17 protein-coding genes are annotated in these 17,467 nt (G+C 56.0%); 6 read left to right on the forward strand and 11 right to left on the reverse strand.

The window, feature by feature from the left end; genetic code table 11:
- Positions 1-67: 67 nt before the first annotated feature.
- The 11 genes from J1C59_RS02315 to msrP form a co-directional block, all read right to left on the reverse strand.
- A complete protein-coding gene (locus tag J1C59_RS02315) occupies positions 68-1,093 on the reverse strand; it encodes an amino acid ABC transporter substrate-binding protein (protein ID WP_128084848.1) in 1,026 nt (341 codons plus the stop codon).
- A gap of 536 nt (positions 1,094-1,629) precedes the next feature.
- Complete coding sequence (gene fis / locus J1C59_RS02320; protein WP_003855228.1) at positions 1,630-1,926, reverse strand: DNA-binding transcriptional regulator Fis; 297 nt, start codon at positions 1,924-1,926, stop codon at positions 1,630-1,632.
- Positions 1,927-1,949: 23 nt separating this feature from the next.
- Positions 1,950-2,915 carry a tRNA dihydrouridine synthase DusB gene (gene dusB, locus J1C59_RS02325; RefSeq protein ID WP_009087532.1) on the reverse strand — a complete coding sequence of 322 codons (966 nt, stop codon included), beginning with the start codon at positions 2,913-2,915 and terminating at the stop codon, positions 1,950-1,952.
- A 367-nt stretch (positions 2,916-3,282) separates the two neighbouring features.
- The gene (prmA, locus tag J1C59_RS02330; RefSeq protein ID WP_128084847.1) at positions 3,283-4,164 is read right to left on the reverse strand and encodes a 50S ribosomal protein L11 methyltransferase; all 882 of its coding nucleotides are present in this window, start codon (positions 4,162-4,164) and stop codon (positions 3,283-3,285) included.
- Between the two features lie 16 nt (positions 4,165-4,180).
- Positions 4,181-5,626 (reverse strand): sodium/pantothenate symporter, encoded by a 1,446-nt coding sequence (gene panF, locus J1C59_RS02335; RefSeq protein WP_128084846.1) that lies wholly within the window; start codon positions 5,624-5,626, stop codon positions 4,181-4,183.
- Complete coding sequence (locus tag J1C59_RS02340) at positions 5,616-5,858, reverse strand: YhdT family protein (RefSeq protein ID WP_111139680.1); 243 nt, start codon at positions 5,856-5,858, stop codon at positions 5,616-5,618. Before J1C59_RS02340 ends, panF begins: the two co-directional genes overlap by 11 nt.
- A 72-nt stretch (positions 5,859-5,930) precedes the next feature.
- A complete protein-coding gene (gene accC / locus J1C59_RS02345) occupies positions 5,931-7,280 on the reverse strand; it encodes an acetyl-CoA carboxylase biotin carboxylase subunit (RefSeq protein ID WP_128084845.1) in 1,350 nt (449 codons plus the stop codon).
- A gap of 11 nt (positions 7,281-7,291) precedes the next feature.
- Positions 7,292-7,753, reverse strand: a complete 462-nt coding sequence (gene accB / locus J1C59_RS02350; RefSeq protein WP_128084844.1) for an acetyl-CoA carboxylase biotin carboxyl carrier protein — start codon at positions 7,751-7,753, stop codon at positions 7,292-7,294.
- Positions 7,754-7,778: 25 nt separating this feature from the next.
- Positions 7,779-8,231 carry a type II 3-dehydroquinate dehydratase gene (aroQ, locus tag J1C59_RS02355; RefSeq protein ID WP_128084852.1) on the reverse strand — a complete coding sequence of 151 codons (453 nt, stop codon included), beginning with the start codon at positions 8,229-8,231 and terminating at the stop codon, positions 7,779-7,781.
- 232 nt (positions 8,232-8,463) lie between these two features.
- Positions 8,464-9,066 (reverse strand): protein-methionine-sulfoxide reductase heme-binding subunit MsrQ, encoded by a 603-nt coding sequence (gene msrQ / locus J1C59_RS02360; protein ID WP_128084851.1) that lies wholly within the window; start codon positions 9,064-9,066, stop codon positions 8,464-8,466.
- A gap of 3 nt (positions 9,067-9,069) precedes the next feature.
- Complete coding sequence (gene msrP, locus J1C59_RS02365; protein WP_128084843.1) at positions 9,070-10,074, reverse strand: protein-methionine-sulfoxide reductase catalytic subunit MsrP; 1,005 nt, start codon at positions 10,072-10,074, stop codon at positions 9,070-9,072.
- 285 nt (positions 10,075-10,359) lie between these two features.
- Here msrP and csrD point away from each other — a divergent pair, with 285 nt between their 5' ends.
- The 6 genes from csrD (at position 10,360) to rng (ending at position 17,387) form a co-directional block, all read left to right on the forward strand.
- Positions 10,360-12,309 carry an RNase E specificity factor CsrD gene (csrD, locus tag J1C59_RS02370; RefSeq protein ID WP_128084842.1) on the forward strand — a complete coding sequence of 650 codons (1,950 nt, stop codon included), beginning with the start codon at positions 10,360-10,362 and terminating at the stop codon, positions 12,307-12,309.
- A 311-nt stretch (positions 12,310-12,620) separates the two neighbouring features.
- The gene (gene mreB / locus J1C59_RS02375; protein ID WP_003855260.1) at positions 12,621-13,664 is read left to right on the forward strand and encodes a rod shape-determining protein MreB; all 1,044 of its coding nucleotides are present in this window, start codon (positions 12,621-12,623) and stop codon (positions 13,662-13,664) included.
- A gap of 148 nt (positions 13,665-13,812) precedes the next feature.
- Positions 13,813-14,841 carry a rod shape-determining protein MreC gene (mreC, locus tag J1C59_RS02380; protein ID WP_128084841.1) on the forward strand — a complete coding sequence of 343 codons (1,029 nt, stop codon included), beginning with the start codon at positions 13,813-13,815 and terminating at the stop codon, positions 14,839-14,841.
- The gene (mreD, locus tag J1C59_RS02385; protein ID WP_111139674.1) at positions 14,838-15,326 is read left to right on the forward strand and encodes a rod shape-determining protein MreD; all 489 of its coding nucleotides are present in this window, start codon (positions 14,838-14,840) and stop codon (positions 15,324-15,326) included. The genes mreC and mreD overlap by 4 nt, the downstream gene beginning before the upstream one ends.
- A gap of 8 nt (positions 15,327-15,334) precedes the next feature.
- Positions 15,335-15,928 carry a Maf family protein gene (locus tag J1C59_RS02390; RefSeq protein ID WP_140917315.1) on the forward strand — a complete coding sequence of 198 codons (594 nt, stop codon included), beginning with the start codon at positions 15,335-15,337 and terminating at the stop codon, positions 15,926-15,928.
- Positions 15,918-17,387, forward strand: coding sequence for a ribonuclease G (rng, locus tag J1C59_RS02395; protein ID WP_128084840.1), 1,470 nt, complete (start codon positions 15,918-15,920; stop codon positions 17,385-17,387). Before J1C59_RS02390 ends, rng begins: the two co-directional genes overlap by 11 nt.
- The last annotated feature ends 80 nt before the right edge of the window (positions 17,388-17,467 follow it).

The following is a 17,467-nucleotide window of genomic DNA, read 5'->3' on the forward strand; positions in this document are numbered from 1 at the left end:
TTGAAACCTCAGTAACGAAAGCTGGGGTAGGGCACCGCAGAATACGGTGCCCGATTGGCGAGGTCTGTTAACGTACCGGCGGTGCGTACTGAATGCCGCCCTGGTTCCACAACGCATTCTGACCGCGAGCGATCTTCAGTGCGCTATCTTTACCCACGTTACGGTCAAAGCTTTCCTGATAGTTACCCACCTGCTTGATGATGTTGTAGGCCCACTTGTTATCCAGCTTCAGGTCTTTACCAAAATCACCCTCTGCGCCCAGCAGGTGCGCCATATCCGGCGTTGTTGGCTTGGCGGCCATCTGATCGACGTTCTTCGAGGAGATGCCCATCTCTTCCGCGTTAAGCATGGCGTAAAGAGACCATTTCACGATGGTGAACCAGTCATCATCACCACGGCGTACCAGCGGCCCCAGCGGCTCTTTAGAGATCACTTCGGGCAGTACGATGAAGTCGTCAGGCTTGCCCAGCTTGATACGCAGTGCATAAAGCTGAGACTGGTCAGAGGCCAGCGTGTCGCAGCGGCCGCTATCCAGCGCCTTGGCCGACTCATCGGAGCGGTCAAAGGTCACCGGGGTATATTGCATTTTGTTGGCTTTAAAGAAGTCCGCCACGTTCAGCTCGGTGTCGGTGCCCGCCTGGATACAGACGGTGGCCCCATCCAGCTCTTTCGCACTTTTCAGACCGGCTTTCTGGTGAGTCAGGAAGCCGATACCGTCGTAATAGTTCACGCCCGCAAACAGGAAGCCCATGCCGCCATCGCGCGATGAGGTCCAGGTGGTGTTACGTGACAGCACATCGACTTCGCCGGACTGCAGGGCGGTGAAACGCTCTTTGGCGGTCAGCGGGGTATATTTCACTTTGGTGGCATCGCCAAACACTGCGGCAGCCGCAGCACGACAGACATCCACATCGATACCCGTGAACTTGCCACTGGCGTCGGCATAGGAAAAGCCCGGCAAGCCGTCACTGATCCCACATTGAACAAATCCTTTTTTCTTGATCGCATCCAGTGTGGTGCCTGCGTGTGCCTGCTGAGCCAGGCCAGCCAGCGCGGCGACGGCGATCAGCGTAGAGAGCATCATCTTTTTCATAAAGCATCCTGTGTGGCGGGATTATGTTGTTATGTTTGCGCACTTTACTGTGCGTTTTTTCCTGTCTGTGGCTGTCAGCCATCCACGACTCTGCAAAGCTGATGCCAGGTTTGCAGAGGCCTGAACAGGGCTGAAAGAACGGTTAATAATCGGAAGCACTTAGAAAGTTCCGCTAATATCGCGCACCAAAAGGAAGCAATGCGAGTCGACCCGATCACAATTAGTGCAAATAGTTTCACTATATGAGAGCAGTGTGAGCGTTCACTCAGGCAGAAATGTATGGAGAGGAACGGTTGCTTTTTAATGCGCAGAAAATCACACAATCAGAGGTGACAGGGATGGAGAGCCAGACCAGAAATAAAAACCGCAGCGACGAAAGGCAAAGGCGAGGGGGCAAAATATCACGCCGGAAACTGCAACTATAGTTACCATATTGCGGGCAACTGTTTCACGCCCGGTGCCGCGACTTTGTGGGACACCGCACAAATAAAAACGCCAGCCCGAAGGCTGGCGTGATTAACAGACTGAACTCAGACTCAGTTCATGCCGTATTTTTTCAGTTTCTTACGCAGCGTACCGCGGTTGATACCCATCATCAGGGCAGCACGGGTCTGGTTGCCACGGGTATACTGCATCACCATGTCCAACAGAGGCTGCTCGACTTCAGCCAAAACCAGCTCATACAGGTCGCTCACATCCTGACCATTCAGTTGAGCAAAATAGTTCTTCAGTGCCTGTTTAACCGAATCACGCAAAGGTTTTTGAGTTACCTGATCCTGTGAGTTAACGGTAGAAACGGTCAGTACGTCAGAATTTACGCGTTGTTCGAACATAGTTCTTTCAGCTCTTTATTTCGTTACGCAAGATTTTCGAAGTATGCCTCCAACGCCTCCAGCTGTTCGCTGGCATCCTCAATGGCGTTGAATGTGCGCCGAAACTGGTCATTTGGGGCGTGCTCCTGCAGGTACCAGGAGACGTGCTTGCGCGCTATACGGTATCCCTTGCCTGAACCGTAAAAGTCGTGCAGCTCACGTATATGCGAAACAAGCAAGCGCTTGACCTCTGCCAGTGGCAGCGGGGCAAGCAGCTCCCCAGTGTCCAGATAATGCTGGATTTCCCGGAAGATCCACGGTCTTCCCTGAGCAGCGCGTCCTATCATCAGAGCATCGGCCCCTGTATAGTCGAGCACCGCTCTGGCTTTATGCGGGTCAGTTATGTCTCCATTCGCGATAATCGGAATGGAAACACTCTGCTTAACTGTCCGAATGCTGTCATATTCAGCTTCTCCGTTGAACAGGCAGGCACGAGTGCGGCCATGTATCGTCAGAGCCTGGATACCGCAGCGTTCAGCCAATTGGGCAATCGCGACACAGTTCCTGTTTTCAGGATCCCAGCCAGTACGAATTTTCAGCGTGACCGGCACGTTCACTGCATTAACCACTGCGGAGAGAATCGACTCCACCACGGCGGGATATTGCAGCAAGGCTGAACCCGCCATTTTGCGGTTAACCTTCTTGGCAGGGCATCCCATATTAATGTCGATGACCTGTGCACCAGCCTCAACATTAATGCGTGCGGCTTGCGCCATTTCGCTGGGATCGCAACCGGCAATCTGCACGGCGCGAATGCCTGGCTCATCACTGTGCACCATACGTAATCGAGATTTGTCGCTTGCCCAGACTTCGGGGTTAGATGACAACATCTCAGAAACTGCCATACCTGCCCCCATTTCATGACACAACGTCCTGAACGGCCTGTCGGTAATACCGGCCATAGGCGCTGCAATCAGTCGATTTCTCAGCTGGAGGTTTCCAATACGCATGAAGTCAGAATGGCCATACTGTGTCTGCAAGGCGGCGTATATTACGCATTTTTGCAGGAAGATGAAAGGCCAAACTTTGAACAATCAGCAAGAAAGATCAATGAAAACCGGGTGATGATCGGTAGCATTGATAATTAAACTTAAATATCAGTTACTTAATAATTTATGCTGAAATTGTGAACAAAAGTTTTTCCAGAAAAGTACGGCAATTCACCAGATAATAAACGTCACATGCCGTGATTAACGATACAAGCATCCAGTTCAGGTCAGAAAAGCCCGCAACTTACGCTGCGGACTGGTTGAATATGCTGTTACGGCGCTTTGCGCCTGAAACCGCGCTATCCGCGGAGGCAGACGCAGGCAGAAATCAGGATTTAATTCCGGTAATCCGGCACCACTCCTCTTTGACCGCCACCGGGTCGAGAGCAAATTCGCTGGCGTAGGCTTCGCAGACGCCCTCCGCCTGGCTCTCTAACACGCCGGACAGCCCCAGATGACCGCCAGCCTTCGGCAACACGCTAATCAGCGGCGCCAGCTCGCGCAGCGGGCCTGCCAGGATATTGGCGACGACCACATCCGCCTGCAGATTATCGGGCTGCTGGTGGGGCAGATAGAGCGACAGGCGATCGGCGACGCCATTGCGCTCAGCATTATCCCGGCTGGCCTGAATTGCCTGCGGATCGATATCAATGCCGATCGCCTGAGCGGCACCCAGCTTCAGGGCGGCGATCGCCAGGATCCCCGAACCACAGCCGAAATCGATCACGGTCTTGCCCGCCAGATCCAGCCCGTCAAGCCAGGTAAGGCAGAGCGAGGTGGTGGGATGCGTGCCGGTGCCAAACGCCAGGCCAGGATCCAGCATCACGTTGACGGCATCGGGATCCGGCACGTCGCGCCAGCTTGGGCAGATCCAGAGGCGCTCGCCAAAGCGCATCGGGTGGAAGTTTTCCATCCACTCGCGCTCCCAGTCTTTGTCTTCGATCTGCTCGATCCGATGGCGAAAACCTGCGCCCAGCAGCGGATGCTGAGCCAGTTCGGCGGTGACAAAAGCCATGTCTGTTTCTGCATCGAACAGGCCGATGACATCGGTATCGCCCCACAGGCGCGTTTCACCCGGCAGCGGTTCATAAACCGGCGTGTCGTTGGTATCCTGAAACGTCACGGAAACGGCACCGATCTCCATCAGCGCGTCGCTCAGCGTTTCCGCATGTTCACCTGAGCTGTTTATCTTGATTTGAATCCACGGCATAACGTCTCTCTTTCCGTCAATGTTGCGGCGCGTCGACCCTGTGCGTCGCGCGTCCAAACAGGTTACCCACTAAAAAGGCCAGCAGGCTCAGAATCAGTGAGGGCACGATGGGGTGAAAACCCAGAATCTGCAGGTTGAGGCTCGCCAGAAAGGCGTAGCAGCCTCCGCCCACCACCATGCCGGTAATGGCTCCGGCGGCATTGGCGCGCTCCCAGTAGAGGCCCAGAACCAGGGGCCAGAGGAACACCGCCTCAAGGCCGCCAAATGCCAGCAGGTTTAGCCAGATAATCATATCGGGCGGGTTCCATGCCGCAATCAGCAGCAGAATACCCAGTGCAAAGGTAATCGTGGCAGATAGCCGTCGCAGCCGCGGCTCATTCTCCAGATGTTGCGGGGCGACACGCAGATAGAGATCTTTTATCAGCGTAGCCGACGCCTGCAACAGCTGAGCATTGATGGTCGACATAATGGCGGCCATCGGCGCAGCCAGAAACAGACCGGCCGCCAGCGGAGGCAGAACGGTGATCATCAGGGTCGGTATTACGCTATCCGGCACGGTCAGATTCGGCAGAACCGCGCGGCCCAGCGCACCGGCCAGATGCATCCCCAGCATCAGGATCACCACCACGATGGTGCCCAGAATAATGGCCCGATGCACGGCCTTGCTGTCTTTGTATGAGATGCAGCGCACCGCCGTATGGGGCAGGCCAATTACCCCAAAGCAGACCAGAACGATGAACGAACTCAGGAACGTTGGCGTAATAATCTCGCCAGGCCCCTGCGGCGACAGCAGCGCAGGATCGATCGCATGCAGTTTCTCAACGGCCATGCTGAGGCCGCCAGCCTGATGGATCACCGCGAACAGCAGCAGGAAGGTGCCAATCAGCATCACGATCCCCTGCATCGCGTCATTGAGAACGCTGGCGCGGAAGCCGCCAAACGCCGTATAGAGCGCGATGGTGCCGCCAAAGATCAGCAATCCTTTGTCATAGGGGATGCCCGCGGCGGTTTCGAGCAGTCGGGCACCGCCGATAAACTGCACCGTCATGGCACCGATAAAGGCGATCAGCAGGCTCAGGCTCGCCAGCCAGATCAGCAGCGGGCTCTGATAGCGGGCATAGAGCATGTCATTCAGCGTGACCGCATTATATTTCCGCGCCAGGATAGCAAACTTTTTCCCCAGCACGCCCAGCGAAAGCCAGACGGCGGGCACCTGTACCATCGCCAGCAGAACCCACCCCAGCCCATATTTGTAGGCTGCACCGGGTCCGCCGATAAACGAGCTGGCGCTGATGTAGGTGGTGGTGAGGGTCATCGCCAGCACAAATCCGCCCATCGAGCGGCTGCCAAGAAAATATTCCGTCAGAAAACTGCCCTGACGCCTTTTACGCACGGCAAAGATCGACAGCGCGGCGATCAGCACCAGATAGATCAGTAACGGCAGGATAATTTCACCGTTCATTTTTATCCTCCAGCGGCATATCGCGGAAAATCATCCGCACCATCAGCCAGCACAGAAAAATGAACAACAGGGGAGCAAACAGGCAGGAGAGTTCGAACCAGCGTGGCAGTCCGGTCACACCGCTTTCGCTGCCACCCAGCCAGGCGGAAAGCCCCCAGGCAGCGAGCCAGAGCAGGGTGAGATAGAGAGACCAGCGCGCCTCTTTATGTGCCTGGATAAAACGAGCATCCATGATTCAACCTTAACGCCAGCGGCAAAAGAAAAAGGCCGGATTACCCGGCCTCTGACTGACTCAGCGTTGCGATTACTTCTCGTGCAAGCCGAGTTTTTTCTCCAGATAGTGGATATTGGTTCCACCGTGCTGGAAATTCTCATCGGACATGATTTTCATCTGCAGATCAACGTTGGTCTTGATACCGTCGATGATCAGTTCCGCCAGCGCATTCTTCATGCGGGCGATAGCCACGTCACGCGTTTCGCCGTAGGTGATCAGCTTGCCGATCATGGAATCGTAATAAGGCGGAACGGTATAGCCTGAGTAAATGTGCGACTCCCAGCGCACGCCAAAACCGCCTGGCGCGTGGAAGCGGGTGATTTTACCCGGGCTTGGCAGGAAGGTCACCGGATCTTCGGCGTTGATACGGCATTCAACCGCATGTCCGCGAATCACCACTTCATCCTGTTTGATCGACAGGGGCTGACCGGCAGCAATACGCAGCTGCTCTTTGATCAGATCCACACCGGTGATCATCTCTGTCACCGGGTGTTCCACCTGAATACGGGTGTTCATTTCAATGAAGTAGAACTCACCGTTTTCATACAGGAACTCGAAGGTGCCTGCGCCACGATAGCCGATCTCGATACAGGCTTTCGCACAGCGGTTGCCGATGAAACTGCGCAGCTCCGGCGTGATGCCCGGGCCTGGTGCTTCTTCGACAACTTTCTGGTGGCGACGCTGCATGGAGCAGTCGCGCTCGCCCAGATAGATCGCGTTGCCCTGGCCATCAGCCAGCACCTGAATCTCGATATGACGCGGATTCTCCAGATACTTCTCCATGTACACCATGTCGTTGTTGAAAGCCGCTTTGGCTTCCGCTTTCGTCATGTTGATGGATTGTTCCAGATCTTTGTCGCTGCGCACGACGCGCATACCACGACCGCCGCCACCGCCAGACGCTTTGATGATGACCGGATAACCGATGCGCTTGGCAAAGGCACGGTTCTTTTCCATGTCATCCGTCAGCGAACCGTCAGAGCCCGGTACGGTCGGCACGCCGGCTTTCTTCATCGCATTGATCGCAGAGACTTTATCGCCCATCAGGCGAATGGTGTCGGCTTTCGGACCGATGAAGATGAAACCTGAGCGCTCAACCTGCTCGGCAAAATCGGCATTCTCAGACAGGAAGCCGTAGCCCGGGTGAATCGCTACCGCGCCAGTAATCTCTGCAGCAGAGATCAGCGCCGGGATGTTGAGGTAACTTTTAACTGACTGCGCCGGGCCGATGCAGACGGTTTCGTCTGCCAGCAGCACGTGCTTCAGGTCACGATCCGCGCTTGAGTGTACCGCAACAGTCTTGATGCCCAGTTCTTTACAGGCACGCAGAATGCGCAGCGCAATCTCACCGCGGTTAGCAATAACAATTTTATCCAGCATGATCTGCCCCGTTACTCGATGATAACCAGTGGCTCGTCAAATTCGACCGGCTGACCGCTCTCAACCAGGATCGCTTTTACCACGCCTGATTTGTCTGCTTCGATCTGGTTCATCATTTTCATGGCTTCGACGATGCACAGGGTATCGCCTGCATTCACTTTCTGACCGACTTCCACAAAGGCTTTCGCGTCCGGGCTTGGCGTGCGGTAGAAGGTGCCTACCATAGGTGAACGCACGATGTGACCGCTGATCTCAGCCGGTGCCGCTTCGGCAACCGCCGCAACAGGCGCAACCGCCGTTGCCAGCGCAGGCTGCTGAACAGGCGCAGCGTAAGCCTGCTGCATCATCGGGTAACCGCTATTTGCAGGTGCACGGCTGATGCGAACGGACTCTTCACCTTCAGAGATTTCCAGCTCAGAAATGCCAGACTCTTCAACCAGTTCGATCAGTTTTTTAATTTTACGAATATCCATGAGTGGGGTTCCGTACTCAGTTTGATTAATTAGTTTGAGACAGGCGTTTGACTGCCGTTTGTAAAGCCCATGTGTAGCCGTCAGCGCCAAGCCCACAAATCACGCCAGCAGAAACATCAGAAAGATAGGAGTGATGACGGAAGGGCTCGCGGGCATGCACATTGGAGAGATGAACCTCGATAAAGGGTATTTCTACCGCTAACAAGGCATCACGCAGTGCGACACTGGTATGGGTAAACGCGGCAGGATTAATGATGATGTAATCCACATTGCCTTTGGCCTCATGAATGCGATCAATCAGCTGAAATTCAGCATTGCTTTGCAGGTGGCTCAACTCCACATTCAGCTGGTCTGCCTGTTGTGTCAAATCGTCAACGATCTGACGCAGCGTGGTATGACCATACTTCTCAGGTTCACGGGTTCCCAGCAGGTTAAGGTTGGGTCCGTTCAAAAGCAGAATATGTAATTTATGCGCCATCGTGCTGCCATCTCCCGCAATCATTGAGGCATCGCGTAAAATACCTTGCGAATCTTCATTTGTCACCTTTCAGGATGAAAAAGAAGACCCGACGAGCAATAAAGCCGGGCATTATATCCGTTTCGTGTCATTTCGCAGCAAAATACTGGTCTTATCTGCGAAGATGATCGGATGTGGCCTGGGGGCCACATCTTTTATCAGAAAACAGCAGCGGAAAACAACGGGCGAAGCGCTAGCGGGGCCACCATTTGAGAAATTTTTTGTAACGCCAGGCTAACAGTATCGCTGCCAGCAGTGCGTAGATAAGTGGCTGGGGAGAGAGGATTTTCACCGACCAGATGTAGTGAATCGGCACCAGGATAGCGACCAGATAGACCAGGTTGTGCAGGGTCTGCCAGCGTTTACCGAGTTTGCGCTGCGCACGCTGAAACGAGGTCAGCGCCAGGGCCAGCAATATCAGCCAGCTGATAATGCCCAGCGTCAGATAAGGACGGGAGATCAGCTCACTGCCCAGCAGACGCAGGTTATCCATGCCCAGCTCCAGCAGGTAGTAACTCAGCAGGTGAAGAGAGGCCCAGACAAATGTCCAGACGCCCAGCAGACGACGGGTGCGGATTAACAGCGGCTGTTTACCGTAACGGGCCAGCGGCGAAACCAGCAGTGTACCCAGCAGCAGCTTGAGCGCCATCCGGCCGGTAAAGTGCTGGATATCTTTGGCCGGGTCCGCGCTCAGTCCACCCTGCATCGCGGCAAGGATCAGATAGACCAGCGGCAGAAACGCCGCCAGATGCAGAATCACCTTTAAGGCGGTGATCTGTTTCAGCGACAGGCGCACCACTTAGTAATTCTCCCGTAAGTCCATGCCACGGTAGAGCGAGGCCACCTGATCGGCATAGCCGTTGAACAGCAGGGTAGGCTGACGCTCAACCTTCAGCGTGCCGCCCGGACCGATAAACCGCTCGGTCGCCTGCGACCAGCGCGGATGGTTAACGTGCGGGTTCACATTGGCATAAAAACCATATTCATCGGCGGCGATCTGATTCCAGGTCGTCGGCGGCTGATTCGCGGTCAGCGTAATTTTCACGATTGATTTGATGCCCTTGAAGCCATACTTCCACGGCACGGTCAGCCGAATCGGCGCGCCATTCTGCGGCGGCAGCGCTTTGCCATAGACGCCGGTGGTCAGTATGGTCAGCGGATGCATCGCCTCATCCAGACGCAGCCCCTCGACATAGGGATAGTTGAGGCCGCCGCCGATAAAGCGGTCTTTCTGACCCGGCATCTGCTCAGGATCGTAAAGGGTCTGGAAGGCGACAAAACGCGCCTTGCTGGTGGGTTCCGCCAGTGAGAGCAGTTTATTCAGCTCAAAGCCTATCCAGGGCACCACCATCGACCAGGCCTCCACGCAGCGCATACGGTAGATTCGCTGCTCCATCGCGAACTTTTTAAAGATGTCATCCATGTCCAGGGTCACCGGCTTCGCAACTTCTCCATCAATGGTCAGTTTCCAGGGTTCCGTTTTCAGGGTGCCTGCATTGGCCGCCGGGTCAGCCTTGTCCAGCCCGAACTCATAGAAGTTGTTATAGCCGGACACTTTATCCGCCGGAGTCAGGGTGAGGTCGGCCTGATATTGCGCGGGTCTGGTGAAGTCCAGCGGCCGGCCTGCGGGTGCGGCGGGGCGGTCGTTGCCTTTAAACCAGCTGAGAATGTCGGCATTTGCCACGCCCGGCATCCCCATCGCCGCCGCGCTGAGCCCCAGCGTTTTCAGCACCTGACGGCGCTTCATATTAAAAATGCTTTCCGGCGTTACGTCGCCTTCGGTCAGATAGGGTGTGCGTTTCATGGGCTTCTCCAGACAGGATGTCATCAACCAGCATGATGACTATCGCTGATATCAGCCAGTTTCGCCGTGAAAAATGTGAAATTTCCTGGCTGCGCTTAGCGATGAGAATGCACTGAAAAGTGTCCGGATCAACATCAGCCCCGCTGTCACAACGATATACTTCGGCTTCATGCCACCCGGCGCTGTCGACAGCGGCAAATTATGCTATTTTTGCTCGCGTTTTCGTCAGGCTGACGGTACAAGGTTGGGTGATCCGGTTATCACCCCAGTAAGACAGGCACAGGGATGCGACTAACCACAAAATTATCGGCGATTATCACGTTTGTAAGCCTGCTGGCTATGTCACTGATGCTGGCGGGCTGCGCATTCAGCGTTTTCTGGTTCAGCCATGAACGGGTTGAACATCGGGCGCAGGCGCTGGCCACGGAAGTGGATCAGGCGATGTTCACCCAGACGCCGTCAGAGATGCAGCGCTGGCTGGTGCGCATGATGCCGGTCATGAATGCCGAGCAGATCCTGCTTCACAACGGCAGACAGACGTTTCTCACCCTCTCCCGACATGAAAACCCGATGCTGCAGGATGAGCCTAACCGGTTTATTCAGGTCGATGTGCCGTTGATGCATCAGACCGGCTTAGCACTGCGGGTCGTTACGCTCGATCCGGCCAAAACCTGGCTGGGTTCGATCACCGGCACCTCCACGCTGAGCCTGCTGTTTGCCATCATACTGGTGATGAGCCTGACGCTGCTGATGATGCATCGCTGGCTTACGCGTCAGTGGCGCGGCATGGAGCATCTCGAAGCGCGGGCTGAAGCGATTATCAGCGGGGAGCGCGGTGTGATGCCGAAGCGCGCAATAGATGAGTGGCCGCCCCGGGCCAGCCGCGCACTGGATGTGCTGCTGGCCGATCTGCAGGAGGCGGGCGAACAGCGTCTGCGTATCGACACGCTGATCCGCACCTTTGCCGCTCAGGATGGCCGCACCGGCCTGAATAACCGGCTCTTCTTCGATAACCAGCTGGCGACGCTGCTGGAGGATCAGGAAAATGTCGGCACCCACGGCGTGGTGATGATGATCCGTCTGCCCGATCTGGACACGCTGAGAGACGCTCTGGAGCCGGGGCTGCCAGAGGAGTACCTCTTTAACTTCGTCAATATGCTCTCCACCTTTGTACTGCGCTATCCCGGCGCGCTGCTGGCGCGCTATTTCCGCAGCGATTTCGCCGTACTGCTGCCGCATCGCAGTCTTAAAGAGGCCAACGCGATCGCCGATCAGCTGATCAATGCGGTGGACTCTCTGCCGCCGATGCGGCTGGTCAATCGGGATGACCTGATTCATATCGGTATCAGCGCCTGGTGCAGCGGTCAGACGGTGCCGCAGGTGATGGAAAATGTTGAGATGGCGACGCGCCGCGCGACGCTGCTGGGCGGCAACAACTGGACCAACGGCGCCGGTAATCCGCAGGATGCCGGGCGGGGAAGCGTACGCTGGCGGACGCTGCTGGAGAATACGCTGAGCCGGGGCGGGCCACGGCTCTACCATAAGCCCGCCGTCAACCTTGAAGGCAAGGTGCAGCATCGGGTCATGCTGACCCGCATCTTCGACGGCGATAAAGAGGTGCTGGCTGCGGAGTATATGCCACTGGTACAGCAGCTCGGCATGGCGGAGAGCTGGGATCGCCAGCTGATGACTCGCATCGCGGCGCTCTCTGAACTCTGGCCCGAAGAGACGCTGGTGATCCCGGTGACGATCAACTCGCTCCTGCAGCGATCCTTCGTACTCTGGCTGCAGAACATGCTGCTGCAGTGCCCGAAATCGCAAAGAAAACGATTTTTATTTGAACTTGCCGAGGCAGATGTTTGTCAACACATCAACCGGTTAGCGCCGGTATTCCGTGCGCTGAAGGCTTTTGGCTGCCGGATTGCGGTGAATCAGGCCGGTTTGACCGTGGTCAGCAGCGCCTATATACGGCAGTTGCCGCTGGAAGTGATCAAGCTGGATGCCGGTCTGGTGCGCAACATCGAGCGGCGGACCGAAAATCAGCTGTTCGTGCAGAGTCTGCTGGAAGTCTGTAAGAGTACGGGTGTGCGGGTGTTTGCTGCCGGCGTCCGGACGAAAGCCGAGTGGCAGACGCTGGCGGCGCTGGGTGTGGCTGGCGGTCAGGGCGATTTTTTTGCCCCTTCGCTTCCGGTTAACAGTAACGTGAAAAAGTATTCACAACGTTACCGTATTTAATCAATTGCCGTTATACAGACGGTAATAGGCGGTTTTTTTTAATGTTTAGCCGCGTCTGAACCCCGGCCCGTTCTGTCGGAAATGTTAGATTTTATGTCGGGCAGAAAGCGGGCAGAGATCGGGAAAGGCAGTGCTGATGGCCTCTGGTCGCCATTCTGCCATGACGGATCGCAGGTTCAGATGACTTAAACGCAATCAGGCCTCTTTTTTCACCGAAGCAGAACGTTTTTGCGCCTTGTGGCCGCTTCGTGTGGTTGGTAAAGTAAGCGGATTTTATTTTCCGCCCCCAGCTTGCAGGATTATCCCTTAGTATGTTTAAAAAATTTCGTGGCATGTTTTCCAACGACCTGTCCATTGACCTGGGTACTGCGAATACCCTGATTTATGTAAAAGGACAGGGCATCGTGCTGAACGAGCCTTCCGTTGTCGCTATCCGACAGGACCGTGCCGGTTCACCGAAAAGTGTCGCGGCCGTGGGTCATGACGCCAAACAGATGCTTGGCCGTACGCCCGGCAATATTGCCGCTATCCGTCCGATGAAAGATGGCGTTATCGCTGACTTCTTCGTGACCGAAAAGATGCTGCAGCACTTCATCAAACAGGTTCACAGCAACAGCTTTATGCGTCCCAGCCCACGTGTGCTGGTCTGTGTCCCCGTCGGGGCAACCCAGGTTGAACGCCGCGCCATCCGTGAATCCGCCCAGGGCGCAGGTGCTCGCGAAGTCTTCCTGATTGAAGAGCCGATGGCTGCCGCAATCGGTGCAGGTCTGCCCGTGTCAGAAGCGACCGGTTCAATGGTAGTCGATATTGGTGGCGGTACCACCGAAGTCGCCGTGATTTCCCTGAACGGCGTGGTTTACTCCTCTTCTGTCCGTATTGGCGGCGATCGTTTCGATGAAGCTATTATTAATTATGTGCGTCGTAACTACGGTTCACTGATTGGTGAAGCGACCGCCGAGCGCATTAAGCATGAGATCGGTTCAGCCTATCCGGGCGACGAAGTCCGTGAAATCGAAGTGCGTGGCCGTAACCTGGCAGAAGGTGTGCCGCGTGGTTTCACGCTGAACTCCAACGAAATTCTGGAAGCGCTGCAGGAGCCGTTAACCGGCATCGTGAGCGCGGTGATGGTTGCCCTTGAGCAGTGTCCGCCTGAGCTGGCCTCTGATATCTCAGAGCGCGGCATGGTGCTGACCGGTGGTGGCGCGCTGCTGCGCAACCTGGACCGTCTGCTGATGGAAGAGACGGGCATTCCGGTCGTCGTCGCTGAAGATCCGCTGACCTGCGTGGCACGCGGTGGCGGCAAGGCGCTGGAAATGATCGACATGCATGGCGGCGATTTGTTCAGCGAAGAATAATTGCCTCAACCGGCTGAGAACGCGATGATCATGCAAGGGAGCGGCATGTGAACCGGCGAAGTCTGTACCGGTACATTGCGTTCAGCCCAGGGAAGCACGGTATTCTGCCGCTGCTTCCTCTCCTGTTGTCGAGGATCACGCAGATTATATGAAGCCGATTTTTAGCAGGGGGCCTTCCCTGCAGTTGCGTCTTTTTCTGGCGGTCATTGTGGCAATTGCCATTATTATCGCCGACAGCCGTGTGGGGTCTTTCACCCAAATACGCAACTATCTGGATACGTCGGTCAGCCCGTTTTACTTCCTGGCCAATGGGCCACGTCAGCTGCTGGATGGCGTGTCAGAGTCGCTGGCGTCCCGTCAGCAGCTGGAGCAGGAAAACAAAGCCTTACGTCGTGAGCTCTTCCTGAAAAACAGTAACCTGCTAATGCTGGGGCAATATAAGCAGGAAAACGCCCGTCTGCGTGAACTGCTGGGTTCACCGCTGCGCCAGGATGAGCAAAAGATGGTGACGCAGGTTATTTCGACCGGCACCGATCCTTATACGGACCAGGTGGTGATCGACAAAGGCAGCGTCAACGGCGTCTATGAAGGACAGCCGGTGATCAGTGATAAAGGGGTGGTCGGTCAGGTCATTGCGGTCGGGCAGCTCACCAGTCGTGTGCTGCTGATCTGTGATGCCTCACATGCTCTGCCGATTCAGGTTCTGCGCAATGACATTCGTGTGATTGCGGCGGGTAACGGCTGTACCGAAGATCTCCAGCTTGAGCATCTGCCGGGCAACACGGATATCCGGGTCGGCGACGTGCTGGTCACGTCCGGCATTGGCGGACGCTTCCCTGAAGGGTATCCGGTCGGGGTCGTCTCCTCGGTGAAAGTGGACACCCAGCGTGCCTACACGGTGATTCAGGCCCATCCGACCGCCGGACTGCAGCGTCTGCGTTATCTGCTGCTGTTATGGGGAGCGGATCGCAACGGCGATATGCCGCTGCCGCAGGATGAAGTTCATCGCGTGGCGAATGAGCGTCTGATGCAGATGATGCCGCAGGTCTTACCGCCTGCAGGTGAAATGGGCCCGCCTGCGTCTTCCACGCAGATGGGACCGCCTGCACCTTCAACCAGCAGTAGCAGCAGTGGCGGACAGAGCGGCGCCTCGCGTTCACGCGGGGGCCAGCCTTGAGTCGATACCGCAGCCAGGGACGTTGGGTCATCTGGCTCTCCTTCCTGGTGGCGCTCGTCCTGCAGATCATGCCGTGGCCGGATGAGATCTATATGTTCCGGCCGTCATGGCTGCTGCTGATTTTGATCTACTGGGTGCTGGCCCTGCCGCATCGGGTCAATGTCGGCACCGGTTTCGTGCTGGGTGCCATCATGGATCTGATCGCAGGCTCCACGCTCGGTGTGCGGGCGCTGGCGCTCAGCATCATCGCCTACCTGATTGCCTTTAAGTTCCAGCTATTCCGCAACTTAGCGTTATGGCAGCAGGCGCTGATGGTAATGGTCCTGTCGCTGGCGATGGATGTGATCGTCTTCTGGGCTGAATTCCTGGTAATCAACGTTTCATTCCGACCTGAAATTTTCTGGAGCAGTGTTGTCGACGGTATTCTCTGGCCCTGGCTATTCTTGTTAATGAGAAAAATTCGTCGTCAGTTTGCTGTTCAATAAGGAAATTTATGGTAACCCTCTATCTTGCTTCCGGTTCACCGCGTCGTCGTGAGCTGCTGACTCAGCTTGGCCTGACATTCGAACGCATCGTAACTGACGTTGAGGAGCAGCGTCAGCCCGGTGAAGCGGCAGCGGTCTATGTCCGCCGTCTCGCTCATGACAAAGCGCAGGCGGGCGTCCGGCTGGCCGCGCAGGATCTGCCCGTACTGGGCGCAGATACTATCGTGGTGCTGAATGGCGAGGTGCTGGAAAAACCGCGCGACGCCGCCGATGCACACGCGATGCTGCGCAAACTCTCCGGACAGACGCATCAGGTGATGACCGCCGTGGTGCTGGCCGACAGTCAGCAGGCGCTGGATTGTGTCGTGACGACGGATGTGACCTTCCGCACCTTAACCGGCAGCGACATCGACGACTATATCGCGACCGGTGAACCGATGGATAAAGCGGGCGCGTACGGTATTCAGGGCAGGGGGGGAAACTTTGTCCGCAAAATTAATGGAAGTTACCATGCAGTGGTGGGATTACCGCTGGTTGAGACGGCGGAGCTCATCAGTCATTTCCAGTCACTGCGTGCCGTAAGGGGTCAACATGACGGCTGAATTACTGATTAACGTCACGCCTTCTGAAACGCGTGTGGCCTATATCGACGGCGGCATCCTTCAGGAGATACACATTGAGCGTGAAGCGCGGCGCGGCATCGTTGGCAATATCTATAAAGGACGCGTAAGCCGTGTTCTGCCAGGTATGCAGGCTGCCTTTGTTGATATCGGTCTGGAAAAAGCGGCGTTTCTGCACGCCTCCGACATCATGCCGCACACGGAATGCGTCGCGGGTGATGAAAAGAAAAACTTCATCGTTCGTGACATCGCCGAGCTGGTGCGTCAGGGCCAGGATCTGGTGGTGCAGGTGGTCAAGGATCCGCTGGGCACCAAAGGCGCCCGTCTGACTACAGACATCACGCTGCCGTCGCGATACCTGGTCTTTATGCCTGGCGCGTCACACGTTGGGGTATCTCAGCGTATCGAAAGCGAGAAAGAGCGCGACCGGCTCAAGGCGGTGGTGGCGGACTATTGCGACCATCTGGGCGGCTTTATTATCCGCACGGCGGCAGAAGGAATCGGCGAAGAGGAGCTGGCGCAGGATGCTGCGTTCCTCAAACGTCTCTGGACCAAAGTCAGCGAGCGTAAAAAGCGCAATCAGACCCGCTGCCTGCTCTACGGCGAGCTGGCGCTGGCCCAGCGTATTCTGCGCGATTTCGCCGGTGCCGCGCTGGATCGCATCCGGGTTGACTCGCGTCTGACCTGCGACATGCTGGTGGAGTTTACCGGTGAATATATCCCGGAAATGGCCGGTAAGCTGGAGCTCTACAACGGTAAACAGCCTATTTTCGATCTGTTTGACGTGGAAAATGAGATTCAGCGCTCGCTGGATCGCAAAGTTGAACTAAAGTCAGGCGGATATCTGATTATCGATCAGACCGAAGCGATGACGACCATCGATATCAACACCGGTGCCTTCGTCGGTCATCGCAATCTGGATGAGACAATATTCAACACCAACGTTGAAGCTACTCAGGCGATTGCGCGCCAGCTGCGGCTGCGTAATCTGGGCGGCATTATCATTATCGACTTCATCGATATGAGCAACGAAGACCATCGTCGGCGGGTCCTGCATTCGCTGGAGAGTGCGCTCAGCAAAGATCGGGTGAAGACCGGTATCAACGGCTTCTCTGCGCTGGGACTGGTGGAGATGACGCGTAAGCGAACCCGTGAAAGCATTGAGCATGTGCTGTGTCAGGATTGCCCGGTCTGCAAAGGGCGCGGCACGCTGAAAACGGTTGAAACCGTCTGCTACGAAATTATGCGTGAGATTGTCAGGGTGCACCACGCTTACGACGCCGATCGTTTTCTGGTCTATGTCTCTCCGACGGTGGGTGAGGCGCTGAAAACCGATGAGTCGCATGCGCTGGCCGAAGTGGAAATCTTTGTCGGCAAGCAGGTTAAAGTGCATGTCGAAGCGCTCTACACGCAGGAGCAGTTTGACGTTGTCATGATGTAACGCCAGCCCGGCCACCGGGCTGATTCAACGCCCTTGTTGGGGATAAAATGCGGACGGACGCTTTTATCTGAAGACGGTCG

Source organism: Pantoea deleyi, from assembly GCF_022647325.1.
In the GTDB taxonomy this organism is placed as follows: domain Bacteria; phylum Pseudomonadota; class Gammaproteobacteria; order Enterobacterales; family Enterobacteriaceae; genus Pantoea; species Pantoea deleyi.